Source organism: Marinobacterium weihaiense (assembly GCF_019061305.1).
GTDB lineage: Bacteria > Pseudomonadota > Gammaproteobacteria > Pseudomonadales > Balneatricaceae > Marinobacterium > Marinobacterium weihaiense.
In genome coordinates this window covers 179,472-203,479 of the sequence record NZ_JAHQZT010000003.1, presented here as the reverse complement: position 1 = coordinate 203,479, position 24,008 = coordinate 179,472, and the positions used below count along the sequence as shown (strand labels likewise).

Annotated in this window: 25 protein-coding genes; 13 read left to right on the top strand and 12 right to left on the bottom strand. The window is 60.7% G+C overall.

From position 1 onward, the window contains the following. The first annotated feature begins 1 nt into the window (after position 1). Positions 2–1,522, top strand: coding sequence for an apolipoprotein N-acyltransferase (lnt, locus tag KTN04_RS03785; RefSeq protein WP_217333887.1), 1,521 nt, complete (start codon positions 2–4; stop codon positions 1,520–1,522). On the opposite strand, the gene KTN04_RS03780 is transcribed toward lnt, so the two are convergent. Together KTN04_RS03780 and KTN04_RS03775 are read right to left on the bottom strand one after the other, a co-directional pair. Further along, positions 1,457–2,011, bottom strand: a complete 555-nt coding sequence (locus KTN04_RS03780; protein WP_217333886.1) for a zinc ribbon-containing protein — start codon at positions 2,009–2,011, stop codon at positions 1,457–1,459. The two genes, lnt and KTN04_RS03780, sit on opposite strands and share 66 nt — an antisense overlap. A gap of 119 nt (positions 2,012–2,130) precedes the next feature. After that, positions 2,131–3,921, bottom strand: coding sequence for a substrate-binding domain-containing protein (locus KTN04_RS03775; RefSeq protein ID WP_217333885.1), 1,791 nt, complete (start codon positions 3,919–3,921; stop codon positions 2,131–2,133). A gap of 250 nt (positions 3,922–4,171) precedes the next feature. Here KTN04_RS03775 and leuS point away from each other — a divergent pair, with 250 nt between their 5' ends. From leuS to KTN04_RS03755, 4 genes are read left to right on the top strand one after another with little or no spacing between them, the layout of a single operon-like run. Next, positions 4,172–6,760 (top strand): leucine--tRNA ligase, encoded by a 2,589-nt coding sequence (gene leuS / locus KTN04_RS03770; RefSeq protein WP_217333884.1) that lies wholly within the window; start codon positions 4,172–4,174, stop codon positions 6,758–6,760. 10 nt (positions 6,761–6,770) lie between these two features. Beyond that, positions 6,771–7,274 carry an LPS-assembly lipoprotein LptE gene (locus tag KTN04_RS03765; protein WP_217333883.1) on the top strand — a complete coding sequence of 168 codons (504 nt, stop codon included), beginning with the start codon at positions 6,771–6,773 and terminating at the stop codon, positions 7,272–7,274. Between the two features lie 10 nt (positions 7,275–7,284). Next, a complete protein-coding gene (gene holA, locus KTN04_RS03760; RefSeq protein WP_217333882.1) occupies positions 7,285–8,322 on the top strand; it encodes a DNA polymerase III subunit delta in 1,038 nt (345 codons plus the stop codon). A gap of 2 nt (positions 8,323–8,324) precedes the next feature. After that, positions 8,325–8,669 carry a c-type cytochrome gene (locus KTN04_RS03755; protein WP_217333881.1) on the top strand — a complete coding sequence of 115 codons (345 nt, stop codon included), beginning with the start codon at positions 8,325–8,327 and terminating at the stop codon, positions 8,667–8,669. A 3-nt stretch (positions 8,670–8,672) separates the two neighbouring features. On the opposite strand, the gene KTN04_RS03750 is transcribed toward KTN04_RS03755, so the two are convergent. The 5 genes from KTN04_RS03750 to glnA all read right to left on the bottom strand — a co-directional run bounded on the left by KTN04_RS03750 (position 8,673) and on the right by glnA (position 13,678). Then, positions 8,673–9,002, bottom strand: coding sequence for a hypothetical protein (locus KTN04_RS03750; RefSeq protein ID WP_217333880.1), 330 nt, complete (start codon positions 9,000–9,002; stop codon positions 8,673–8,675). 35 nt (positions 9,003–9,037) lie between these two features. Beyond that, on the bottom strand, positions 9,038–9,496 hold the full coding sequence (locus tag KTN04_RS03745; protein WP_217333879.1) for a tRNA (cytidine(34)-2'-O)-methyltransferase: 459 nt from the start codon (positions 9,494–9,496) through the stop codon (positions 9,038–9,040). Between the two features lie 42 nt (positions 9,497–9,538). Then, positions 9,539–10,978 (bottom strand): nitrogen regulation protein NR(I), encoded by a 1,440-nt coding sequence (gene glnG / locus KTN04_RS03740; RefSeq protein ID WP_217333878.1) that lies wholly within the window; start codon positions 10,976–10,978, stop codon positions 9,539–9,541. After that, positions 10,962–12,035, bottom strand: a complete 1,074-nt coding sequence (gene glnL, locus KTN04_RS03735; protein ID WP_217333877.1) for a nitrogen regulation protein NR(II) — start codon at positions 12,033–12,035, stop codon at positions 10,962–10,964. Before glnL ends, glnG begins: the two co-directional genes overlap by 17 nt. Before the next feature lie 236 nt (positions 12,036–12,271). Beyond that, complete coding sequence (gene glnA / locus KTN04_RS03730) at positions 12,272–13,678, bottom strand: glutamate--ammonia ligase (RefSeq protein ID WP_217333876.1); 1,407 nt, start codon at positions 13,676–13,678, stop codon at positions 12,272–12,274. Between the two features lie 359 nt (positions 13,679–14,037). Between glnA and KTN04_RS03725 the strand changes: the two genes are divergently transcribed. From KTN04_RS03725 to dtd, 8 genes are all read left to right on the top strand, one after another. Beyond that, positions 14,038–14,358 (top strand): hypothetical protein, encoded by a 321-nt coding sequence (locus KTN04_RS03725; RefSeq protein ID WP_217333875.1) that lies wholly within the window; start codon positions 14,038–14,040, stop codon positions 14,356–14,358. Between the two features lie 92 nt (positions 14,359–14,450). Beyond that, positions 14,451–16,262, top strand: coding sequence for a translational GTPase TypA (gene typA / locus KTN04_RS03720; protein ID WP_217333874.1), 1,812 nt, complete (start codon positions 14,451–14,453; stop codon positions 16,260–16,262). Positions 16,263–16,352: 90 nt separating this feature from the next. After that, complete coding sequence (locus tag KTN04_RS03715) at positions 16,353–16,817, top strand: YehS family protein (RefSeq protein WP_217333873.1); 465 nt, start codon at positions 16,353–16,355, stop codon at positions 16,815–16,817. Positions 16,818–16,901: 84 nt separating this feature from the next. Further along, a complete protein-coding gene (locus KTN04_RS03710) occupies positions 16,902–17,312 on the top strand; it encodes a DUF350 domain-containing protein (protein ID WP_217333872.1) in 411 nt (136 codons plus the stop codon). A 16-nt stretch (positions 17,313–17,328) separates the two neighbouring features. Continuing rightward, the gene (locus KTN04_RS03705; RefSeq protein ID WP_217333871.1) at positions 17,329–17,928 is read left to right on the top strand and encodes a DUF1190 domain-containing protein; all 600 of its coding nucleotides are present in this window, start codon (positions 17,329–17,331) and stop codon (positions 17,926–17,928) included. Beyond that, complete coding sequence (locus KTN04_RS03700) at positions 17,928–19,094, top strand: glutathionylspermidine synthase family protein (protein ID WP_217333870.1); 1,167 nt, start codon at positions 17,928–17,930, stop codon at positions 19,092–19,094. Before KTN04_RS03705 ends, KTN04_RS03700 begins: the two co-directional genes overlap by 1 nt. 79 nt (positions 19,095–19,173) lie before the next feature. Next, entirely contained in the window at positions 19,174–20,124 is a 951-nt protein-coding gene (gene pip, locus KTN04_RS03695; RefSeq protein WP_217333869.1) for a prolyl aminopeptidase, read from the top strand. 14 nt (positions 20,125–20,138) lie between these two features. After that, complete coding sequence (gene dtd / locus KTN04_RS03690) at positions 20,139–20,588, top strand: D-aminoacyl-tRNA deacylase (RefSeq protein WP_217333868.1); 450 nt, start codon at positions 20,139–20,141, stop codon at positions 20,586–20,588. Between the two features lie 9 nt (positions 20,589–20,597). On the opposite strand, the gene KTN04_RS03685 is transcribed toward dtd, so the two are convergent. The 5 genes from KTN04_RS03685 to KTN04_RS03665 all read right to left on the bottom strand — a co-directional run bounded on the left by KTN04_RS03685 (position 20,598) and on the right by KTN04_RS03665 (position 23,958). Next, positions 20,598–21,053, bottom strand: coding sequence for an OsmC family protein (locus tag KTN04_RS03685; RefSeq protein ID WP_217333867.1), 456 nt, complete (start codon positions 21,051–21,053; stop codon positions 20,598–20,600). Positions 21,054–21,180: 127 nt separating this feature from the next. After that, positions 21,181–22,158, bottom strand: a complete 978-nt coding sequence (gene lipA / locus KTN04_RS03680) for a lipoyl synthase (protein WP_217333866.1) — start codon at positions 22,156–22,158, stop codon at positions 21,181–21,183. A gap of 5 nt (positions 22,159–22,163) precedes the next feature. Next, a complete protein-coding gene (lipB, locus tag KTN04_RS03675; RefSeq protein WP_217333865.1) occupies positions 22,164–22,820 on the bottom strand; it encodes a lipoyl(octanoyl) transferase LipB in 657 nt (218 codons plus the stop codon). Further along, entirely contained in the window at positions 22,820–23,095 is a 276-nt protein-coding gene (locus KTN04_RS03670) for an HP0495 family protein (protein WP_217333864.1), read from the bottom strand. Before KTN04_RS03670 ends, lipB begins: the two co-directional genes overlap by 1 nt. Beyond that, positions 23,095–23,958: a D-amino acid aminotransferase gene (locus tag KTN04_RS03665; protein ID WP_217333863.1), complete on the bottom strand. Its 864-nt coding sequence runs from the start codon at positions 23,956–23,958 to the stop codon at positions 23,095–23,097. The genes KTN04_RS03670 and KTN04_RS03665 overlap by 1 nt, the downstream gene beginning before the upstream one ends. Between the last annotated feature and the right edge of the window lie 50 nt (positions 23,959–24,008).

The following is a 24,008-nucleotide window of genomic DNA, read 5'->3' as shown; positions in this document are numbered from 1 at the left end:
CATGTCTGCTCGCTGCCCCCGCTGGTTGACCGCCCTGCTGGCCCTAGCCGGCGGGGCCGGTATCACCCTCGCCCTGGCTCCGTTTAACCTCTGGCCTCTTGCCCTGCTCGGCCCGGCTCTGCTATATGGACTGCAGCGCTATCAACGTCCCGGCACCGCCTTCTTTACCGGCTGGGCGTTCGGCACCGGTTTCTGGGGCGCGGGCGTTTCCTGGGTCTATGTCAGTATTCATACCTATGGCAATGCCTCGATCGCGCTGGCCAGCCTGCTGACCGGCCTGTTCGTGGTGGCTCTGGGGCTGCTGTTTGCCCTCCAGGGCTGGGCTTTTGCCCGGCTAACCGGGCTGGTGCAACAACGCTGGCTGCTGTTCGCCGTGATCTGGGTTGGGTTCGAATGGCTGCGCAGCTGGCTGCTGACCGGTTTTCCCTGGCTGCTGCTGGGCTACACCTGGCTGGACACCCCGTTGCAAACCCTGGCGCCGGTGGGCGGCGTCTGGCTGTTGTCACTGCTGACGGTACTGCTGGCGACCGGTCTGGCCCGACTGGTGCTCGATCGCAAACCGCTGCCCCTGCTGCCAGGCGCGCTGCTGGCGGTGTTGGCCCTACTGCTGCCCAACCAGTGGACCCGGCCACAGGAAGACGCTGCACTGGATGTAGCACTGATACAGCCGAATATTCCGCAACTGGCCAAATGGCAGCCGGACAACCTGACCGCGATTCTACAGCAGCAGATTACGCTCAGCCTGCCCCAGGCCGATGCCGACCTTATCGTCTGGCCGGAAACCGCCATCCCGGCCACCTTCGAGCGCGCTGCGCCGGTACTGACGCCCTTCCTCGACCTGCTCGATGCACGCGGGACCGCGTTGATCAGCGGCTTTCCCTACGCCGAAGCCGACCCGACACGCCCGCACGGACAGCGCTTTCACAACAGTATCGGACTGTTCAGCAACGGTCAGGGCATCTATCACAAGCAGCGCCTGGTGCCCTTTGGTGAATACGTCCCCTTCGAGAACCAGCTGCGTGGATTGATCGACTTCTTCAACCTGCCCATGTCCAGTTTCAGCCTGCCTCTGAGCGACACCGCCCCCCTGCAGCTGGGGGAGCAGGCCATCGCTCCAGCGGTTTGCTATGAGATCGCTTATCCGGGGCTGGTGCGTTCACTGGCCGTCGACAGTGAACTGCTGCTGACGGTCTCCAACGACACCTGGTTCGGCCGTTCCATTGCGCCGGACCAGCATCTGCAACTGGCCCGCATGCGGGCACTGGAAAACGGCCGCTGGCTGATCCGAGCCACCAACAACGGCCTGACGGCCTTTGTACGCCCCGATGGCCGCATTGCCGCCCAGGCACCCGTAGACGCAGCCATTGCACTGCGTCAGCACATTACGCCGATGACCGGCCTGACCCCCTGGCAGCGCTTCGGACTCTGGCCCGCTGCCCTGCTGAGCGGTTTACTGTTACTGCTGGCCTACAGGCGCCCAGGGACGCGACACGCGCGCGAACACCACCGCCCCGCAGTGTGAGCAGGGCTGGATACGGTCGGTAGCCTTGAGCTGCTGACGGGTTCCGCACTGCAGACAGCTCAGGGTCCCGGGCGCACTGACCTCGCCCGCCAGATACTGATCCTCGGCGTGTGCCAGCTGTTCGCGCAGCAGCTCGTGCTGTACCCGGGTCTTGTCCGCCAGGTCGAGCAGGCTCTGCTTGAACTTCTGTTCCAGCACATCCAGATCGAAGTGCAGCCAAGCGGCCACCCCTTCTCCGGTTTCATGAGCGTAGTAACCCAGCTGCTTGAGGTCGCGACGCAGGTAGGCCTTGAGCAGGTCCACCTCGTCACGGGTCATTTCTTCCGCCGCCAGTTCCATCTCGGCCGCGTCCTCGATCTGTTCCTGCAGATAGTCCCAGCTGACCTCACCGGCCTTGTCCAGCCGCTGGCGCAGTTGCTCCAGAATGCGGTCATAGGCCGCCGGCGCGGACTCGGAATGCTTGGGCGTTTTCGGTTCTTGCTTGCTCATCGACAACTCCTGCACGCATGCGACCGCAGGGGGCGATCGCACAGATGCTTTCAGTATATAGCCGATTGCCGGAGACAGAAGGACTCAGATCAAGACGACAGCCCGGATGGCGCCGGTACTCAGCGACCGGCCTGCGTCGGTTCGCTCACTGTTCCGCGCACCCAGACCTCCACGCGGCGGTTGCGCTCGCGACCGGTCGCGGTAGCGTTGGAGGCCACCGGCGCCAACGCGCCGAGACCGTGCACTTCGGCCACGTTGATGCCGCGCGCCAGCAGCTGGTCACGCACCACTTCGGCACGGCGCAGCGACAGGCGTTCGTTGTGGCTCGGGTTGCCGGTGCTGTCGGAGAAACCGATCAGCACGGCACGCTGTCCCGGATGCTTTTCGAAGAAGCGAATCACGCGCTCCAGATCGCGCTGGGCCTTGTTGTCCAGCTCGAAAGTGCCGCTGTTGAAGCGGAAGTTGAGCGACAGGCGGCTGCCGCCTCGAGTCAGATCCAGGTAGCGCGGCGGTAGCGCATCGCTCAATACCGGCTGAATACGCTGGATATTCTGCGAGATAAAGCCACTCTTGCGCACGATTTCCTGACCTTCTTCCGAGGTCACGAAGTTGATGAAACGGTGTGCCGGGCTATCCAGTGCCAACGTCATCGGCTCGTACATGTACAGGCGGCGGGTCAACGGATAGTCCTCGGTCGAGACGGTGAAGGTGGTCGGAAAAACCGGCAGCGCACCCGCTTCATCCGCGACCGCCAACGCCTTGGCACGCAGCACATAGGGCAAACCTATAAAGCCGATGGCCCCCGGCTCCTGGCTGACGCGATCGGACAGTTCCATGCTCGACTCGAAGCGGCGCGCCGTATCGGCCAGCGTCACGCCATGTTTTTTCAGCACCATGCTCTTGAACGAATCCCAGGTGCCGGAGTTTTCATCCCGGCTGTACAGGCGCACCGCCTGATTCGGTCCGCCCAGCTGCTTCCAGTTGCGGATTTTGCCGGCGAACAACTGAGCCAGCTGCGCCGTGTTCAGGCTGCTGATCGGGTTGCGCGGATGCACGATAATAGCCAGGCCATCCATGCCCACCACGTGCTCCGTGCGCACGGAGCTCAGATCACCGTACAATGGCGCCAGGCGGGTTTTCTCCTTATCCTTGATGCGGCGCGAAGCCATCGCCAGATCAGCTTCGCGGCTCAGCAAGCCTTTGAAACCGGTGCTGGAACCATGGGCTTTGAGTTCGATGCGCTGCAGCGCTTCACGGCCGGGCAGGGAGAACAGGATATCGCGCTCGACCTCGACCGCTCCCTGCTCGACCCGCAGCCCCTGTGCCCCCTGTTGCTGCCAGAAGGCTTTCAGCAGTGCCGGTGCCAAGGTTTCACCAATGGTGTTGGAACCATGCAGACGGAACAGGGTTTCCTCCGGCGGCACAGAGACGGCAGGCGGTGCCTGGGTTGTCCCCCGCGTTGTCTGGGCCACTGGCGACGTCGTCGGTTCAGATGTCTCCGCCGCCCCCTGCAGCCCGGCACTGCTAATCAGATCAGATACGACCCGGTCACCGGTCAGCTCCACCAATCCAGCCACCCCGACCAGCAGCATCAGCACGATGAAGAGACCGGTCAGCACACCCGGCCCTTTACGAGCACTTTCCAGGGTGTGCACCGGCCCCCCGTTGCGTGGCTTGCTGACATGCGGAATGCGACGCACCTGACGCGTGATATCCAGCACCCGGCCATCCAGCAGTTCAGGCAGAATCTGGCGATAGGCCGGGTTCAGCGTTTTCAAATCAACCGATTCGAGGATGCGGCGGCGGTAATCCGGGTCATCGATGAAAACCGGCATGTCGATGGTTTCACAGCCACGATTTTCCAATTCCTGCTTGAGCTGCCACAGCAGATCAAAAAATGTCGTATTCACGCTGACTTTCATCCCTGGCACTGACGGTGACGGGGTGCCGATACCACTGGCGCCTCCGATTGACTGGCAACAGATTACGACAGTCATATGTCAGGAAGATGACGTCACCGGCGTGCCACACTCTGTTGACAGCTGAGCGAATATTGTATGCTATGCGCCATTCATCCCATTTTCGGCTGCCGGCCATCACGCCCCGCTCGCGGAGGCGCCTACCGGCATTTCAGCTACCAACGAGTTGCAACCGACCACAATGAACGAACAATACAATCCCCAGGATATCGAACCCCAGGTACAGAAACATTGGGAAGCTCAGGACAGCTTCAAGGCTGACGAGAGCGCCGCCGGCGAGCCCTTCTACTGCCTATCCATGTTCCCCTACCCCAGCGGTCGACTGCACATGGGGCATGTTCGTAACTACACCATCGGTGACGTGGTCTCGCGTTATCAGCGCATGAAGGGCCGCAACGTACTCCAGCCGATGGGCTGGGATGCCTTCGGCCTGCCCGCCGAAAACGCGGCGATGAAAAACAACGTGCCGCCGGCCAAGTGGACCTACGAAAACATCGAGTACATGCGCAACCAGCTCAAGCAGATGGGTTTCGGTTATGACTGGGATCGCGAACTGGCCACCTGCCACCCGGAGTACTACCGCTGGGAACAGTGGTTCTTCACCCGCCTGATGGAAAAAGGGCTGGTGTACAAAAAAGAAGCTGAGGTGAACTGGGACCCGGTGGACCAGACCGTACTGGCCAACGAGCAGGTAATCGACGGCCGCGGCTGGCGCTCCGGCGCCCTGGTCGAGCGCAAGAAGATCCCGCAGTGGTTCCTCAAGATCACCGACTATGCCGATCAGCTGCTGGACGATCTGGATCAGCTGGATGGCTGGCCGGAGCAGGTCAAGACCATGCAGCGCAACTGGATCGGCCGTTCCGAAGGCGTGGAACTGAACTTCCACGTTGACGGCTACGGCGAGCTGGAAGTGTTCACCACCCGCCCGGACACCCTGATGGGCGTGACCTACGTGGCCGTGGCCGCGCAGCATCCGCTGGCACTGAAAGCCGCCGAGAACAACCCGGAGCTGGCCGCCTTCATTGAAGAGTGCCGTCACACCAAGGTCGCCGAAGCCGATCTGGCCACCATGGAAAAGAAAGGCATGGCGCTGGGCATCGAAGCGGTACACCCGCTGACCGGCAAGACCGTACCGGTGTGGACCGCCAACTTCGTGCTGATGGACTACGGTTCCGGCGCGGTGATGTCTGTACCCGGCCACGACCAGCGTGACTGGGAGTTTGCCCGCAAGTACGGCCTGCCGATTCAGCAGGTGATCGCCCCGACCAATCCTGACGTGGTGGTCGACCTGGAGCAGGAAGCCTTCACCGAGAAGGGCACCCTGATCAACTCCGGCGATTTCGATGATCTCGAATTCGAGGTGGCGTTCAAGGCGATCGCCAAGGAACTGGAACGCAAGGGCAAAGGCCGCACCACCATCAACTACCGTCTGCGCGACTGGGGTGTGTCCCGTCAGCGTTACTGGGGTGCCCCCATCCCGGTGATCAACTGCCAGAGCTGTGGCGCCGTGCCGGTGCCGGAAGACCAGTTGCCGGTGGTACTGCCGACCGACGTGGAGTTCGACGGCTCCGGCTCGCCGATCAAGAAGATGCGCGAGTTCATCGATACCGCTTGTCCGAAATGCGGCGGCGCCGCCGAGCGCGAAACCGATACCTTCGACACCTTCATGGAATCCAGCTGGTACTACGCCCGCTACGCCAGCATGAATCCGAACGCCATGCTCGATCCCAAGCAGGCCAACCACTGGCTGCCAGTGGATCAGTACATCGGCGGTATCGAACACGCCATCCTGCACCTGCTGTACTCGCGGTTCTTCCACAAGCTGATGCGTGACGAAGGCCTGGTCGATTCCGACGAGCCGTTCAAGCGCCTGCTGTGCCAGGGCATGGTACTGGCCGACAGCTTCTACTACGAAGATGAAAAAGGCGGCCAGGTGTGGATCTCGCCGGCCGATGTGACCATCGAGAAGGACGACAAGGGCCGCGTGATCCGCGCCACCGATGCCGAAGGCCGTGAACTGAATCACGACGGCATGTCGAAGATGTCCAAGTCCAAGAACAACGGCATCGACCCGCAGATCATGATCGACCGTTACGGTGCCGATACCGTGCGCCTGTTCATGATGTTCGCCGCGCCGCCGGAGCAGTCGCTGGAATGGCTGGATTCCGGTGTCGAAGGGGCCCACCGCTTCCTGCGCCGCCTGTGGAAACAGGTACACGACCATCTGCAGAGCGGTGCCGACTGCCCGGCGCTGGATGTGGATGCCCTCAACGACGAGCAACGCGACCTGCGCCGCAAGGTGCACGAAACCATCGCCAAGGTCAGTGACGACATGGAGCGCCGCCAGACCTTCAACACCGCTATCGCCGCGGTGATGGAGCTGTCCAACGCCATCGGCCGTTTCGTTGATGTCAGCGATCAGGGCCGCGCCGTCACCCGTGAAGCACTGGAAGCTGCCATCCGCCTGCTGGCGCCAATCGTACCGCACATGACCCACCAACTGTGGCGTGAGCTGGGCCACAGCGATGATCTGCTGCACTGCGACTGGCCGCAGGTAGACGAAGTCGCTCTGACCCGCGCCAGCGTTGAACTGGTCGTGCAGATCAACGGCAAGGTCCGCGCCAAGATCACGGTGCCGGCCGATGCGGACGAAGATGTGGTGCTGCACACGGCGCTGGCCAGCGAAAATGTACAGAAGCATATGGAAGGCAAGACCATTCGCAAGAAGATCGTCGTGCCCAATAAGCTGCTCAACCTGGTGGTCGGTTAAGGAGCCCCGCATGCGTACTCGCCTGACACTGCCACTGCTGGCGCTGGTAATGAGCATTGCGCTCAGTGCCTGTGGGTTCAAGCTGCGCGGGCTCCATGATGTCCCCGAAGCGCTGCGTCAGGTGACGCTGGTGGTCCAGAAACAGCCTAGCCGGTTTGAGCCAGAACTGCGCCGGGCGCTGGCCACCAGCCGTATCGCGGCCACTGCGGCCGCCCGCTACCGGCTGGAGATCATCAGCGAGCGCCACACCCAGCGTACGGCCACGCTGACCGGCAACGCCGATGCCGCCGAGTATGAGTTGCGCTCGGAAGTGCGTTTCCGCGTGCTCGACCGCGAGCAGGACAACCGGGTTCTGATCCCGGAACGGGTGCTGGTAACGGAGCGAGTCTACACCAACGACCCGGACAACATCACCGCCAGCACCTCACAGGAAGGCCTGATCCGGCAGCAGATGCAGCAGGACCTGGCCCAGCAGATGGTGCGCCAATATCTGAGCCTCAAGGCCAGCTCATAATGGCACGGGCATGAAAACCAAACCCGAGCAACTGGCCAACCAGCTCAAGCGGCAAACGTCACCCCTCCCCGTGTATATGGTCACGGGGGATGAACCGCTGCAGCATGCCGAGGCCTGTGACCGCCTGCGGCACTGGCTGCGCGAAGCCGGTTTCACCGAACGCGAGGTGATGCACGTGGACAGCGGCTTCTCCTGGGAGAGCCTGCTCGAAAGTGCCAACGCCCTGTCACTGTTTGCCGAACGTAAGATCATCGAACTGCGCCTGGGCAGTCAGAAGCTGGACAAGAAGGCCAGCGCACTGCTGCAGCGCTACCTTGATGATCCCGCTCCCGACAACGCACTGCTGATCATGGCCGATCGCCTGGATGCCGGGGCCAAGAAAAGCGCCTGGTTCAAGGAGGTGGAAAAGGCCGGGCTGGTGGTTGAAGTCTGGCCGATCGACCAGGATCAGCTGCCGGGCTGGTTGAATCAGCGTGCCCGCACACTGGGACTGGAACTGACAGCGGATGCGGCGCAGCTGCTGTGCAGCCGCATCGAGGGCAATCTGCTGGCGGCACGCCAAGAGCTGGACAAGCTCAGTCTGCTGTACCCCGACAGGACCATCGACGTGGAACAGGTGATCGAAGCCGTAGCGGACAGCTCACGCTACGATATCTTTGCCCTCAGTGACGCCCTGCTGCAGAAGGATCCGGCTCGCTGCCAAAAGGTATTGCTGGTCTTGCGCCAGGAGGGCGTGGAGGCGACGCTGGTGCTCTGGGCCCTGAGCCGTGAAATCCGCACTCTGCTCAACGTACAGCGTGGCCTCGCCAATGGCCAGTCCTATGACAGTCTGTGTCAACGGGAAAAGATCTGGGGCAAGCGCAAGGCGCTGGTGCGCAAGGCCAGCCAAAGCCTGCCGGCCCGACAACTGGAGGCGATGCTGGTGATCTGCCACGACATCGACCAGGCCATCAAGGGGCAGCTGCGGGCAGATCCCTGGCTGCTGCTGTCGGCACTGACCCTGGAGCTCTCGGGCTGCCACCTCAACCTGCCGGCGCCGGTCAACTGAGCGTGTGGCGCCTGCCGTCTGTTTCGCGGAAGCTGCTGCTGACGGCGATGGTGGCACTGCTCGGCGGCTGTGGCGAACCGGCACCGGAATCCCTCACCCGTGGCGATGAGCTCTATGACTACTACTGTCGGAACTGTCACCAGCAGAAAGGGCTGGGGCCGTTTCTGGAACAGCTGCCGTTGACCTCAACCTCTCTGAAACGACACGAGATCAGCCTTCTGATCACCCGGGGCTATCCACGCAGACACCATGACATGCCGGTATTCAGTCAGCTCAGTCTGGAACAGGCCGATGCACTGGCCCACTTTATCCTGCAGCAACGCCGCCGCAACACCGACAGCCGTTAAGCCTTACGCCAATTGGGCACGGATTTCATCCAGCAGCAGTTGCTCACGTCCTTCACGCAAGAGCATATCTACTTCATCCGCCGGCAGGGGAATAATGCTGACCAGTGCTTGGGGCGGCACCTGAAAATCGGCCACCGCCGTATCCTGAATCTGATCACACAGCAGTATCAGAGGGGTGCGCTGGTGTTGCAGCTGGGCCACGTTGACCCGCTGCGCCGGTTCGCTGCGCACCAGTACACTGCGCCCATCCGAGGTGACGCCAATCAATTCATCGACCCGGCCCAGACGGGTCGACTGGGGAGTCAGACGGGTCAAAATCATTACATGCTGCATCAGCCCGGGTTTCCTGGTCTTAACACGATCAGTCACTATATCACGGCTCCGGCAAAGTCGAGCTGGCGCCAGGCTTCATACACGACCACGGCACAGGCATTGGACAGGTTGAGGCTACGACTGTCGGCCCGCATCGGCAGACGCAAGCCCTGACAGCGGGCCAGCACTTCATCAGGCAACCCACGGGTTTCAGGTCCGAACAGCAGCATATCACCAGCGGCAAAGTCTGCCTGGCTGTAGCATTGTTGTGCCCGAGTGCTCAGGGCCCAGACACACCGTGGCTGCAGTGCCGCCAGGCAACTGTCCAGGTCGGCATGGACCCGCACCTGCGCCCATTCGTGATAGTCCAGACCGGCACGGCGCAGGCGCTTGTCATCCAGTTCAAACGCCAGCGGTTCGATCAAATGCAGACGAAAGCCCGTGTTGGCGCACAGGCGGATGACGTTTCCCGTATTGGGGGGTATTTCGGGCTGATACAGCACCAGGTCCAGCATGAGGGCCTCCTTCCATCGGCCCGTCATTATACCGGTCAGGGCTCAATCGTCACCCTCATCATCTGCCAGGCCGCTGTCATCCAGCTGCAACTCCTTGATCTTGCGCGTCAGGGTATTGCGCCCCCAGCCCAGCAGACGGGCGGCATCCCGACGGCGTCCGGCCGTGGCCTTGAGCGCAGACATGATCATCACCCGCTCGAAGGCGGGCACCGCTTCCTGCAGTATGCCTTCGGCACCGTAGCCAAGCTGCTGATCAGCCCAGGCCCTGAGCCCGTCCTGCCAGCTGCCGGACACCACCGGTGCCTCCTGCGGCTGCGACAGCAGTTCGGGCGGCAGATCGGAGATCAGCACCTCGCGACCGGAGGCCATGACGGTCAGCCAGCGACAGGTATTTTCCAGCTGACGCACGTTGCCCGGCCAGGGCAACTCGCACATGAACGCGGCCGTTTCCGGTTTCAGCACCTTGGGCTCCACCGCCAGTTCTTCCGCCGAGCTAGCCAGGAAGTGGCGCGCCAGCCGGGGAATATCCTCACGCCGCTCGCTCAGGCGCGGGATATGAATGCGAATGACGTTCAGGCGGTGAAACAGGTCTTCGCGAAAGCGTCCTTCGCGCACCAGCTGCTCCAAGTTCTGATGGGTCGCGGCAATGATGCGCACATCCACCTTCACCGGTGTATGCCCCCCGACCCGGTAGAACTCACCGTCCGCCAGCACACGCAACAGGCGGGTCTGGGTGTCGGCGGGCATGTCACCGATCTCGTCCAGAAACAGGGTGCCGCCATCGGCCTGCTCGAAGCGGCCGTGCCGGCTGGCGGCGGCGCCGGTAAACGCCCCCTTTTCGTGCCCGAACAGCTCGGATTCGATCAGATCCTTGGGAATGGCCGCCATGTTCAGCGGGATGAAGGCCTTGCTGGCACGAGGGCTATGGCGATGCAGTGCATGCGCCACCAGCTCCTTGCCGGTGCCCGACTCGCCGTTGATCAGCACGGTGATATTGGAGTGCGCCAGGCGACCGATGGCACGAAACACTTCCTGCATTGCTGGTGCTTCGCCGATGATTTCCGTGGCTTGCTCGCTCACCGGCAGTTCAATGCTGCTGGCCTTCTGCTCCCGCGCATGGGCCACGGCCCGCTGCACCAGGGTTAGCGCCTCGTCAACATCGAAGGGCTTGGGCAGATATTCGAAGGCGCCGCCCTGATAGGATGCCACGGCACTGTCCAGGTCGGAATGGGCGGTCATGATGATCACCGGCAGCTCCGGATGATCGTCATGCAGCTGCTCCAGCAGCTTCAGACCATCCATACCGGGCATGCGCACGTCACTGACCACGGCATCCGGCACCTGGCGCTCCAGCCGATGCAGCAAGTCGGCGGCATTGTCGAAGGTTTCGGTCACCAGCCCGGCCGAGGACAGCGCCTTGTCCAGTACCCAGCGGATGGAACGGTCGTCGTCGACGATCCAGACATTAGCGGCTTGTGTCATGGCTTGGCTCCAAAGGTATGAACAAATTGAAACGGGTACAGCCCGGCTCGGATGTGAACTCGATCAGCCCCCGGTGCTGGTTCATGATCGACTGGGCAATGGACAGCCCCAGACCGGACCCCTGCGCTCGACTGCTGACCATGGGATAGAACAGGGTATCGGTGATCTCTTCAGGGATGCCCGGGCCGTTGTCGGTGATTTCCAGATTGCACACCAGCCGGTGGCGTTCGGCCCCCAGGGTAATCTGGCGCAGAGCACGCGTCTTGAGGGTGATCTGCGGCGCCGAGGTTTCGGCCTCTTCCAGTGCCTGCATGGCGTTGCGGATGATATTCAGCACCGCCTGAATCAGCTGCCCGCGGGCGCCGTTGAACTCGGGGATGCTGGGATCATAGTCACGTACGATTTTGATGCGCCCGCCCACTTCGGCGGTCACCAGGCTACATACGTGCTCCAGCACAGCGTGAATATTGACCGGCTCAATGGTTGGCAACTTGTGCGGACCCAGCAGACGGTCCACCAGATGGCGCAACCGGTCGGCTTCATCAATGATGATACGGGTATAGTCATGCAGCTCGTCCCGGTCCAGCTCTCGGTCCAACAGCTGCGCCGCCCCGCGGATACCACCCAGCGGGTTCTTGATCTCGTGTGCCAGCCCGCGTACCAGTATGCGTGCGCTGGCATGCCGGGTTAGCAGCTCTTCCTCGCGTTCGATGCGAATCAGGCGATCACGGGCCTGGATCTCCAGTAAAATGCCGGCATCGGGAATCGGGTTGACACTGTAGTCCACCGTCAACTCCTGACCGGTCTGGGTGACCAGGCGCGCCTCGCGCTTGCTGTAGGGGTGGCCGCTGGCCAGGGACTGACGCAGCACCGCCAGCTCTTCTTCGCTGGAGGATAGCCAGTCTTCGATCGGACGACTCTTGAGCCGACGCACCGTCGCTTCCAGTAGCATTTCGGCCGCCGGATTCATGTACTGGATACACAGCTGGCCATCCAGCAGCAGTACGGCCCCGGTGAGGTTATCCAGTATCTGTTTATGCGACTGAGAATGCGTCATAAGGTCTCGTTCACCTGAATGAATGAAAATAATGAGGCAAGAAAAGCGCCCCCTTTGGCCACCCGCTTTTCCACCAGCGGCACTGCAACGAGGGCGCAGGTTGGCGTCCCGCACGCACCATTTTAGTGCAACTCGGGAAAAACGGCTGTTATGCACTGCTATGGGGCATGGCCCGGCCTGTGCCCGGGCATAAAAAAGGCTTCCCGGGGGAAGCCTCTTGATGCCCGCTCCGTGACTTAAACGGAGTAATACAGGTCGAATTCGACCGGGTGCGTGGTCATGTTAACCTTGGCCACTTCTTCACGCTTGATCTTGATGTAGGCATCCAGCATGTCGTCAGTGAACACGCCGCCCTTGGTCAGGAACTCGCGATCGGCTTCCAGTGCGTCCAGCGCTTCGGTCAGGGAACCAACCACTGTCGGGATTTCTTTGGCTTCTTCCGGCGGCAGGTCGTACAGATCCTTATCAGCCGGGTCACCCGGGTGGATCTTGTTCTGGATACCGTCAAGGCCAGCCATCAGCAGTGCGGCAAAGCACAGGTACGGGTTGGCAGCCGGGTCTGGGAAACGCGCTTCAACACGACGTGCCTTCGGGCTGGTGGTGTACGGAATACGCAGGGACGCGGAACGGTTGCGGGCGGAATAAGCCAGCATGACCGGGGCTTCAAAACCCGGCACCAGACGCTTGTAGGAGTTGGTGGACGGGTTACACAGCGCGTTCAGCGCCTTGGCATGCTTGACGATACCGCCGATGTAGTACAGCGCGGTATCGCTCAGGCCGCCGTAGCCGTCGCCGGCGAAGATGTTGGCGCCATCCTTGGACATGGACAGGTGCACGTGCATGCCTGAACCGTTGTCACCCACCAGCGGCTTGGGCATGAAGGTACCGGTCTTGCCGTAGGCATGGGCCACGTTGTGTACGCAGTACTTCAGGATCTGAACTTCGTCCGCCTTGGCCACCAGGGTGTTGCCACGCACGCCGATTTCGCACTGGCCAGCCGTGGCCACTTCGTGGTGATGCACTTCGATGGTCAGGCCCATGGCTTCCATTGCATCACACATGGCTGCACGCAGGTCGTGCAGGGAGTCGATCGGCGGAACCGGGAAGTAACCGCCCTTCACACGCGGACGGTGACCGGTGTTGCCACCTTCGATTTTGTGGTTGGACGCCCAGGAGGCTTCTTCGGACTGGATGCTGTAACCGCAGCCGCTGATATCGGCATGCCATTCGACACCGTCGAAGACGAAGAACTCGGGCTCCGGACCCAGCATGGCGGAATCGGCAATACCGGTAGATTTCAGGTATTCTTCAGCACGCTTGGCAACGGAACGCGGGTCACGCTCGTAGCCCTGGCCAGTCGCCGGCTCGATGATGTCGCAACGAACGATAACGGTAGCATCTTCTGCGAAGGGGTCCAGCACGGACGCACTGTCATCCGGCAGCAGGATCATGTCGGACTCTTCAATGCCCTTCCAGCCCGCAATGGAAGAACCGTCGAACATCTTGCCTTCTTCAAAGAAGTCGTCGCCCATGTCGGTGACCGGGATGGTGACGTGCTGTTCCTTGCCCTTGAAGTCGGTGAAGCGCATGTCGATCCACTTTGCGCCACTTTCTTTGATCAGATTCAGAGTCTTCTCTGACATTTGGCTATCCCCACTCGTTATCAGTTTGCCCGCGCAAACCTCTTTACATTAGGATCCGGAAACCGGTTTACGAATACTAAAGCAAGGGCTGTGCCAGCTTTAACAATCGGCTAAGTACTTGATTTACTGTACACGCATGCGCACTGGAATCCCATGCAGCACCAAAAAAGCGCATTCAACACCCTCAATGCACCAACTTGGTGCAAGAACCCATCCAAAATTCCAAGGGTACGCACCTGACACCCTATAATAGTGCAACCATATGACGAATACTGCACACCAATGTGCTTCAAATCATGCCGACAGCGGAGTACCCTGCACGGCGTTGGATTATGCTGCCGTGAGGGTTGCCTGCAAACATGCGTTACTGTCTGCTGTGTCTGCTGCTGTTATCACCCACGCTCCCCGCGAGCGAGGCATTGGACGAATATGCCAAACGCTTTCCGGCCAAGTGGCTGGAACGCAACGGCACTATTCGGCTGGATACCCTGTGCTATAACTATCCTGGCGACAGCTACATGTATCGGCTGTGCCGACAGCAGGCTGCCAATACCTTTGTTGACCGCTGTCAGCGCTATGAAGCGGCCCTGACACGGCAACCGGACAGTCGCCACTACCGAAGGCTGGCCAGCAAATACTGCACGGCGGCGCGCCAATACGCACCAGATATGGCGCAATAATCGCCGATCGTCGCTGACGGTCACTAAATGATCGATTGTTACCGCGCCCTTCCGTATAATCCCGTCCTTTAACACATCACAAGGTACTACGCGTGATCGATAACCTCCGAAATATTGCCATCATCGCCCACGTTGACCACGGTAAAACCACCCTGGTTGACAAGTTGCTGCAGCAGTCCGGCACACTGGGCCGCCGCGACGAAGGTGCCGAGCGCATCATGGACTCCAACGATCAGGAGCGTGAGCGCGGCATTACCATCCTGGCAAAGAACACCGCGATCAACTGGAACGACTACCGCATCAACATCGTCGATACTCCGGGACACGCGGACTTCGGTGGCGAGGTCGAACGCGTACTGTCCATGGTCGACTGTGTACTGCTGCTGGTCGATGCTCAGGATGGCCCCATGCCGCAGACCCGCTTCGTGACCCAGAAGGCGTTTGCCCGCGGCCTGCGTCCGATCGTGGTCATCAACAAGATCGACCGTCCGGGCGCGCGTCCAGACTGGGTCATGGATCAGGTGTTCGACCTGTTCGACAACCTGGGTGCCACCGACGAGCAGCTGGACTTCCCGGTGGTCTACGCCTCCGCCCTGAACGGCATTGCCGGTAACGACCCGGACGAGATGGCCGATGACATGGCGCCGCTGTTCGAAGCGATCGTCAAGCACGTTGATGCCCCGCACGTCGATACCGAAGGCCCCTTCCAGATGCAGATTTCCGCACTGGATTACAACAGCTACACCGGTGTCATCGGTGTGGGTCGCGTATCGCGTGGCAGCGTCAAGACCAACACTCCGGTCAAAGTCGTCGACAGCCATGCCAAGGTGCGCAACGGCCGCGTCCTCAAGATCATGGGCTACCACGGTCTGGAGCGCGTTGAAGTTGACTCCGCGCAGGCAGGCGACATCATCTGCATCACCGGTCTGGACGAACTGAATATCTCCGACACCCTGTGCGATCCGGATACCGTTGAAGCGCTGCCGGCCCTGTCCGTGGACGAGCCCACCGTTTCCATGACCTTCCAAGTCAACGACTCGCCGTTTGCCGGTCAGGAAGGCAAGTTCATTACCAGCCGCAACATCAAGGACCGCCTGGATCGCGAACTGATCCACAACGTGGCGCTGCGCGTCGAGCCCGGCGACACGCCGGAAAAATTCCGCGTCTCCGGCCGTGGCGAGCTGCACCTGTCCGTGCTGATCGAAACCATGCGCCGTGAAGGCTTCGAGCTGGGTGTGTCCCGTCCGGAAGTTATCCAGAAAGAAGTGGACGGCGAAATCCACGAGCCGTACGAAGTTGTCATGATCGATGTGGAAGAAGAGCACCAGGGCTCCGTGATCGAGGAACTGGGCAAACGTCGCGCCGACATGACCAACATGGAAGTGGATGGCAAGGGCCGCGTCCGTCTGACCTTCATGATGCCGTCCCGCGGCCTGATCGGTTTCCGCAGCCTGTTCATGACCATGACTTCCGGTACCGGCATCATGACCTCCGTATTTGACCATTACGGCCCGGTCAAGCAGGGTGATGTCGTATCCCGCCACAACGGTGTGCTCGTTTCCATGGTCAACGGCAAGGCACTGGGCTACGCCCTGTTCACACTGCAGGAACGCGGCCGCCTGTTCATCGACCCGAACATCGAAGTCTACGAAGGCATGGTCCTGGGTATCCACAGCCGCAGTAACGACCTGGTCGTTAATCCGACCAAGGGCAAGCAGCTGACCAACGTGCGCGCCTCCGGTACCGATGAAAACATCGTCCTGACCCCGCCGATCAAGTTCTCTTTGGAACAGGCGCTGGATTTCATCGAAGATGATGAGCTGGTGGAAGTAACACCGGAAAACATCCGTATCCGCAAGAAGCTGCTGAAAGAAAACGAGCGCAAGCGCGCCAACAAAAAGTAATCGCTTCATCTGTCGATACACAAGGCCGGTGGCATATGCCCCGGCCTTTTTGTTTGTCTGCAGCCGTGCTCATCACAACCGGAACTCACCGTGAACAACAATGATATTCTACGCCGCTTGCGCTACACCCTGGACCTCAGCGATGCCGCCATGGTGGCGACGTTTGCCGCCGCCGATCATGCCGTGTCCCAGCAACAGGTCGTCAACTGGCTGCGTAAGGACGATGACAGCGCCGCCGTTGCCCTCCATGACCGCGAATTGGCTCTCTTTCTCAACGGCCTGATCAACAGCCGTCGGGGACGGCGCGACGGCCCCCAGCCCGAGCCGGAACAGCGCCTGAGCAACAACATGATCTTCATGAAGCTGAAGATCGCCCTCAATCTGACATCCGACGATATTCTGCAGATTCTGCAAGAAGCGTCTTTCTGCCTGAGTCCGCACGAGCTGAGCGCCTTTTTCCGCAAGCCTGGCAACAAGCATTACCGCGAGTGCAAGGACCAGGTTCTGCGCAACTTTCTGCTGGGCCTGCAGCGCCGTCTGCGCCCATCACCCTGAGCAGACTCGCGGGACCACCGCCCTTTACCCTTCATCTTGGCGGTTTTATCATAACGGTCCTATTCAACCTTCCGAGGAATTTGCATGGACGCCATTGCTCCGCTGCTCAGCGGCTTGAGTGCCTTTGCGCTCTACTTTCTGCTGTCACTGATCGCACTGATGTTGTTCAAGCTGGTTTACACCCTGATCACGCCACACGATGAATGGAAGCTGGTCAAGGACAAGAACACCGCTGCCGCCTGTGCGCTGTCGGGCACCATTATTGGCTTCGCCATCGCTCTAGGCAGTGCCGCCAGCAACTCCATTTCACTGGTCGATTTTGGCGTCTGGGCGCTGGTCGCGCTGATCGCTCAGCTGGTCGCCTACCTGATCGTGCGTCTGTTCATGCCCAAGATAAGTCGGCGCATTGAAGCTGATGAAGTACCGGCCGGTCTGGTACTGGGCGCAACGTCCATCGCGATCGGCATTCTCAATGCCGCCTCCATGACCTACTGATCAGGAATGCGCAAGGATGAAACGTTCTCGAATTGATATTGGCCGGATGCGCAAGGAGCAGGGCAAGGCCTCGCTGGGCACCCTGATCAAATACGGCGCGGTCGTGGCTGGTGGTGCCTTCGTGCTCAAGGGCTGCAGCTCGGATGAGGCACGCATTTACGCCAACCTGAACGAGTGTGAAGACGACAACCCGACCGAACAGGCCCAATGCAATATTGCCTACCAGGATGCCCTGCGCGAGTGGCGCAACGAGGCGCCACGCTACCCTCGCCTGAGTGACTGTGAATATGATTTCGGCGATGGCAGCTGCCGGCCGCTGTCACAGCATTTCATCCCGATCATGACCGGCTTCATGCTGTTGAACAACGGCAGTGACACCGAGCTGGATCTGGACTTTGACCGCCCCCGTGGCTTGACCAGCAGCAAGCGTCGCTACTCGCCCGCCTATAACCGCTGGAGCACCGCTGACGGCGCTCTGCTGGGCAATACCTACCAGCGCAAGGCAGACATCAGCAAAAGCCAGCTTCAACCCACCAAGGGCAGTGCCCGTGTCATGGGGCGTGGTGGCTTCGGGCGGACGGTCTCGAGCCGATCGTCCTCTTCCTGGGGCGGCTGATGCTGAGACTGCCCCTGGCGGAACGCCCGGACTGGCAGGCCACGGCCCGTGAGTTCGGTTTTCATTTTCATACCCTGTACGGCGAGCCCTACTGGGATGAGTCGGCCTGTTATCAGTTCAGCCTGCGCCAGATCGAGCAGGATCTGGAAGACCCCACCGCCGAGCTGCACCAGATGTGCCTGGAAGTGGTGGATCGGGTGGTACGCGACGAGCAGCTGCTCGAGCGCTTCTGCATTCCACCGGCCTTTCACGACGCTATCGCCCGCGACTGGTTCGCCGGCAGCCCCAGCCTGTACAGCCGGCTCGACCTGGCCTATGACGGCAAGGGGCCGGCCAAACTGCTGGAAAACAACGCCGACACCCCAACCAGCCTGTATGAAACCGGCTTCTGGCAGTGGCTGTGGCTGGAACAGCAGGTCGACCGTGGCATCATCAGCCACCGTGCCGACCAGTTCAATGCCCTGCAGGAACTGCTGATCGACCGCTTTGCCACCCTGGCGGCGCGCTATCCCGGCACCGACCTGCATGTCAGCTGCTGCCGTGACACGGTGGAAGACCGCGGCACCGTCCAGTACCTGCAGGACTGCGCCGAACAGGCCGGCATCCGCACCCGCTTTCTGCATGTGGATGAAATCGGGCTGCGCAGCGACAACCGCTTTGTCGACCTGCAGGCTGTTCCCATTCGCTGGCTGTTCAAGCTCTATCCCTGGGAATTCATGCTGCGCGAGGACTATGGTCCACGGGTGATCGACAGTTCGACCCGTTTTCTGGAACCGCTGTGGAAAAGTATTCTGTCCAACAAGGCACTGCTGCCGCTGCTGTGGCAACTGTTTCCCGGTCACCCTAACCTGTTGCCGGCCTATTTCGAGGATGACCCAGCCGCCACGTCACTGAGCCATCATGTGCGCAAGCCGATCTTTTCACGCGAAGGCGCCAATATCCAGATTATCCACAACGGCCGGATAACCGCAGCGGCCGATGGGCCCTACGGCGCGGAAGGCTACATCGTGCAGCAGTACCACCCACTGCCCCGCTTTGGGGATAACCATACCCTGATCGGCGCTTGGCTGGTAAATGATCAGCCGGCCGGCATCTCCATCCGTGAAGATACCCACAGGATCACTCAGGACCTGTCGCGTTTTCTGCCACACATCATTCTGGACTGAAACTCATCGGGGCGGGCCTGTTCACGGCCTGCAGCCGGGTCGATATACTGACAAACCCAGCCCCTGAAGGAGAGACGCCATGCGCACCCTCTACCCCGAGATCAGCCACAACCACGAATACTGCCTGGATGTGGACGGCGGCCACACCCTGTACCTGGAAGAATGCGGCAACCCCAACGGCATCCCCGTCCTGTTCGTGCACGGTGGCCCCGGTGGCGGCTGCGGCCCGGCCCATCGCCGCTTCTTCAACCCGGAGCGCTACCGCATCATCCTGTTTGACCAGCGTGGCTGCGGTCGCTCCACGCCCCATGCCGAGCTTGACGCCAATACCACTCAGGCCCTGGTTGACGACATGGAACGCATTCGTGAATTCCTGAGCATCGACCAGTGGCTGCTGTTTGGCGGCAGCTGGGGCTCTACCCTGAGCCTGGTCTATGCACAGGCCCACCCGGAGCGGGTGCTGGGGATGATTCTGCGCGGCATTTTCCTGTGCCGGGACGAGGATGTGCACTGGTTTTATCAACAGGGCGCCAGCGCGCTGTTCCCGGATTATTGGCAGGACTATCTGGCTCCCATTCCCCCGGCCGAACGCCAGGATCTGCTGGCTGCCTACTATCGTCGCCTGACGTCCGATAACGAACTGGCCCAGATGCAGGCGGCCAAGGCCTGGTCGGTGTGGGAAGGACGCTGTTCAACGCTCGACCCGAATCCGGGCATTGTGGATCATTTCGCGGACCCGCACTTCGCTCTGGCCATGGCGCGCATCGAAGCCCATTATTTTATCCACAAGGCCTTTCTGGAGCCGAACCAGATCCTGCGCGATGCTCCGCGCCTGCAGGATATCCCGCTGACCATCGTACATGGCCGCTATGACGTAGTCTGCCCGCTGCAACAGGCCTGGGCCCTGCAACAGGCGTTGCCTCAGGCCCAGCTGCATATTGTGCGCGATGCCGGTCATTCCGCCTTTGAACCCGGCATCATCGACAACCTGATTCAGGCAACCGACGAGTTTGCCGCCCAGAGTGCCTGAGCCAAGGAGCTGACGTGAAAGGATTGATACAGCGGGTCCAGCATGCCCGCGTGACGGTCGACGGCGAAATCACCGGCCAGATCGAAGGTGGCACCCTGCTGCTGCTGGGCGTGGAAAAAGGTGACTCCGAGGCCACGGCCGACAAATTGCTGCAGAAGGTACTCAAGTACCGCATGTTTGCCGATGACGAAGGCCGCATGAACCTGAGCCTGAACGACACTGGCGGCGGCCTGCTGGTCGTGTCACAGTTCACCCTGGTCGCCGATACCCGCAAGGGCCTGCGGCCCGGCTTTTCGACCGGTGCCACCCCGGCCGAGGGTGAGCGCCTGTATGACTATTTCGTCGACCAGGCGCGCCAGTGGCACGCGCCCGTCGCAACCGGTCGCTTCGGTGCCGACATGAAGGTCGAGCTGCTCAACGACGGGCCGGTCACCTTCATGCTTGAGATCCCGCCCGCCGAATAAGCATGCAACTCAGGCAATGCAGCCGGGCTCCATCAGGTAGTGGGTGACCCGGGTCTCCAACTTGATGTTATCGTGCAGCGGACAGCGGGCACAGATGTCGTCCAGAAACGCTTGCTTGTCTTCATCGCTCAGGTCGGCATCGATTTCGGCCGATACCTGGATATTCTGGAACCCGACCCGGTCGTCACTGGGCTTGCCCAACAGGCCGGCCGGGTTGAAATCGCCTTCTACGCTGACCTTCATGCCGCGCAGTTCGATTCTGCGCTGCATGGCGGCAATACGGCCGATGGTACAGATACAGCCGCTCAGGGAGAACAGGAAGTATTCCAACGGTGTTGGTCCCTGATCCTGGCCATGCGCCGCTTCCGGCTGATCGATCTTGACCTGATGGCCACGAATATCGGCACTGACCAGAAAACCTTCCCGCATTTCGGCATTGACGGCAACACGCTTATTGGCACTCATTATACCTTCCCCGAACTTTAATTAAGAAAAGTCTAATATTAAGGCGACCGATGTGAAACCGCAATTGTCGCGGCCACAAAAAAAGCGCCACAGGGCGCTTTTTCGATACGGGTCAATCCACTGTTATTCAGCCAACCTTTTCGCCCTTGGCCTGCAGGTCGGCATGGTAGGAGGAACGCACCAGCGGGCCGCTGGCCACGTGGGTAAAGCCGATCTCCTTGGCGATGCGTTCGAACTCGGCAAACTCGTCCGGGGTCACGTAACGGTCCAGCGCCAGGTGGTTGCGACTCGGCTGCAGGTACTGACCGATGGTGATCATGTCGACATCGTGGGCACGCAGATCGTGCATCACTTCGATGATTTCCTCATTGGTCTCACCACAGCCTACCATCAGGCCGGACTTGGTGCGTACTTCAGGGCGCAGCGCCTTGTAGCGCTTGAGCAGATCCAGCGACCACTGATAATCGGCGCCCGGACGCACCTTGCGGTACAGACGCGGCACGGTTTCCAGATTGTGGTTGAACACGTCCGGCGGTGTCTGTTCCAGGATCTCCAACGCCACGTCCATGCGCCCGCGGAAATCCGGCACCAGCGTCTCGATTTGGATGCTCGGCAGACGCTCTCGGGTCTCCCGGATACAGTCGGCAAAGTGCTGAGCGCCGCCGTCACGCAGGTCATCCCGGTCTACCGAGGTGATCACCACGTATTTCAGGCCCATGTCCGCAATGGCCTCGGCCAGTTCGCGCGGCTCATCCGGCGCCAACGCGTTGGGACGGCCGTGGGCCACGTCACAGAACGGGCAACGACGGGTACAGATATCCCCCATGATCATGAAGGTCGCGGTGCCGTGACTGAAGCACTCGCCCAGGTTGGGGCAGCTGGCCTCTTCACAGACCGATGCCAGCTTGTGTTTACGCAGCTTGTCCTTGATCCGCTTCACTTCCGCATTGGAGCCCATGCGCACGCGCAGCCAGTCGGGCTTGCGCAGCATGTCGTCCTTTTCCGTCGGAATTACCTTGACCGGGATGCGGGCAACCTTGTCGGCACCGCGCAGCTTGACGCCCTGCTCGACCCGGCCGCTTTTGTTTTCGGAGGATTCAGCCATACTTTTCAGTCTTCCAGTGTGTGTGTGCGGGTGATTTCAGTATACCCCAACTTCTTAACCAAGTAATTTACTAGGTTATTGGGGACCGCGTCCAGGTCGGCCTGGGGCGCCAATGTATGCAGCTGAGTCATTTGCAACCCGGCGTAGCCACAGGGATTGATACGCAGGAAAGGCTCCAAGTCCATGTTCAGGTTCAGCGCCAGCCCGTGGAAGGAGCAGCCGCGGCGTATGCGCAGTCCCAGCGAACAGATTTTCTGCTCATTGACATACACACCGGGCGCATCGGGCTTGGGGTAGGCCTCGATGCCGTAGCTTGCCAACAGTTCCACGATCGACTGCTCGATGATATCTACCAGCTCGCGCACACCCAGCTTGCGCCGGCGCAGATCCAGCATCAGATAGGCGATCAACTGCCCCGGCCCGTGATAGGTGACCTGCCCGCCCCGGTCGACCTGCACCACCGGGATGTCACCGGGATTGAGCAAGTGCTCGGCCTTGCCGGCCTGCCCCTGGGTGAAGACCGGCTCGTGTTGCAGCAGCCAGATCTCGTCAACCCGGTCACCGTCACGGCTGGCCGTCAATGCCTGCATCGACTGCCAGATGGGCTCGTAGGGCTGCAGCCCCGGCAGCTCACGGATGATCAGCGTGTCAGCCAACGTCATCAGAGAACCATTTTCACACGCCCGGTGGCCTTGAGATCCTGGTGTAGCTCGACCAGTTGCTGCTCGCTGGTGGCGGTGATTTTCAGGCGTACAGAGCTGTAGCGGCCCTTGCCGCTCTCCTGTACGACGATCTGCTCGATATCCAGATCCGGTGCATGCACCTGTACGATTTCAATCACCATGCCTTTGAAGTCGGCCTGGTTGTCACCGATCACCTGGATCGGGTAGTTGGGGTGGGGGAATTCGATTTTGGGTGCTTCTGTTTCGGTACTCATTACGCCTCTCCGGTCATCAGCCGGTGTTGAAAACGGGTAAAAAGGGCAAACATGTGCTGCCAAAGGGGCCCTTTCTGGCCATCAGCCACGGGCTGCCCATCAATACGTGTTACAGGCACCACACCGCGGGTTGAGCTGGAGATCCAGACTTCATCCGCCGTGGCCAGCGCCTCGGGTCGGAGATCCGTTTCCTGACAGGGAATGCCGGCATCAGTTGCCAGCTCCAGAATCAGCGCCCGGGTGGTGCCGCCCAGGATACCGGCGCTGAGTCGCGGGGTATGAATAACCCCATCACGCACCACGAACAGGTTACTCGATGTGCCTTCGCTGAGTACCCCATCCCGTACCAGCAGGGCTTCATCGGCACCGGCACGGTGTGCCTGCTGCTGCATCAGCAGATTGGCCAGCAGGCCGGTGGACTTGATGTCACAGCGGTGCCAGCGCAGATCATCGGTCAGTATGACATTGTATCCCTGAATCCGATCCGCTCCCTCATCATAGATGTGGCGGATCGGAGTGGTACAGGCAAACACGGTCGGTTGCAGCTTGCCTTCACTGGCAAAGCGTCGGCGCCCCTCGCTGCCACGACTGATCTGCAGATACACCGACCGGTTGCCACCACCATTGCGGCGCACCAGTTCGTTCAGCAGCACCGGCCAGTCCTGCTCGGCCTGCAGGCCGATCGCATCCAGACTGTAGGCCAGACGCTGCAGGTGTTCCTGCAAGCGAAACCCGACCCCCTGATAGAACGGGATGACTTCATAGACGCTGTCGGCAAACAGAAACCCGCGATCAAACACCGAGATCTGTGCCTGTTCGGGAGGCAGAAACTGCCCGTTGAGGTAAACGACTTCGCTGTTCATAAAATGCAACTGCCCACATCATACAAGATGTGGGCAGCATAAACCGTATT

What these genes read in the sequence shown, in the direction of transcription:
- lnt (WP_217333887.1), top strand. Translation starts at nt 2, where the DNA reads ATGTCTGCTCGCTGCCCCCGCTGGTTGACCGCCCTGCTGGCCCTAGCC.
- KTN04_RS03780 (WP_217333886.1), bottom strand. Translation starts at nt 2,011, where the DNA reads ATGAGCAAGCAAGAACCGAAAACGCCCAAGCATTCCGAGTCCGCGCCG.
- leuS (WP_217333884.1), top strand. Translation starts at nt 4,172, where the DNA reads ATGAACGAACAATACAATCCCCAGGATATCGAACCCCAGGTACAGAAA.
- KTN04_RS03765 (WP_217333883.1), top strand. Translation starts at nt 6,771, where the DNA reads ATGCGTACTCGCCTGACACTGCCACTGCTGGCGCTGGTAATGAGCATT.
- holA (WP_217333882.1), top strand. Translation starts at nt 7,285, where the DNA reads ATGAAAACCAAACCCGAGCAACTGGCCAACCAGCTCAAGCGGCAAACG.
- KTN04_RS03750 (WP_217333880.1), bottom strand. Translation starts at nt 9,002, where the DNA reads ATGCAGCATGTAATGATTTTGACCCGTCTGACTCCCCAGTCGACCCGT.
- KTN04_RS03745 (WP_217333879.1), bottom strand. Translation starts at nt 9,496, where the DNA reads ATGCTGGACCTGGTGCTGTATCAGCCCGAAATACCCCCCAATACGGGA.
- glnG (WP_217333878.1), bottom strand. Translation starts at nt 10,978, where the DNA reads ATGACACAAGCCGCTAATGTCTGGATCGTCGACGACGACCGTTCCATC.
- glnL (WP_217333877.1), bottom strand. Translation starts at nt 12,035, where the DNA reads ATGACGCATTCTCAGTCGCATAAACAGATACTGGATAACCTCACCGGG.
- glnA (WP_217333876.1), bottom strand. Translation starts at nt 13,678, where the DNA reads ATGTCAGAGAAGACTCTGAATCTGATCAAAGAAAGTGGCGCAAAGTGG.
- KTN04_RS03725 (WP_217333875.1), top strand. Translation starts at nt 14,038, where the DNA reads ATGCGTTACTGTCTGCTGTGTCTGCTGCTGTTATCACCCACGCTCCCC.
- KTN04_RS03710 (WP_217333872.1), top strand. Translation starts at nt 16,902, where the DNA reads ATGGACGCCATTGCTCCGCTGCTCAGCGGCTTGAGTGCCTTTGCGCTC.
- KTN04_RS03705 (WP_217333871.1), top strand. Translation starts at nt 17,329, where the DNA reads ATGAAACGTTCTCGAATTGATATTGGCCGGATGCGCAAGGAGCAGGGC.
- KTN04_RS03700 (WP_217333870.1), top strand. Translation starts at nt 17,928, where the DNA reads ATGCTGAGACTGCCCCTGGCGGAACGCCCGGACTGGCAGGCCACGGCC.
- pip (WP_217333869.1), top strand. Translation starts at nt 19,174, where the DNA reads ATGCGCACCCTCTACCCCGAGATCAGCCACAACCACGAATACTGCCTG.
- KTN04_RS03685 (WP_217333867.1), bottom strand. Translation starts at nt 21,053, where the DNA reads ATGAGTGCCAATAAGCGTGTTGCCGTCAATGCCGAAATGCGGGAAGGT.
- lipA (WP_217333866.1), bottom strand. Translation starts at nt 22,158, where the DNA reads ATGGCTGAATCCTCCGAAAACAAAAGCGGCCGGGTCGAGCAGGGCGTC.
- lipB (WP_217333865.1), bottom strand. Translation starts at nt 22,820, where the DNA reads ATGACGTTGGCTGACACGCTGATCATCCGTGAGCTGCCGGGGCTGCAG.
- KTN04_RS03670 (WP_217333864.1), bottom strand. Translation starts at nt 23,095, where the DNA reads ATGAGTACCGAAACAGAAGCACCCAAAATCGAATTCCCCCACCCCAAC.
- KTN04_RS03665 (WP_217333863.1), bottom strand. Translation starts at nt 23,958, where the DNA reads ATGAACAGCGAAGTCGTTTACCTCAACGGGCAGTTTCTGCCTCCCGAA.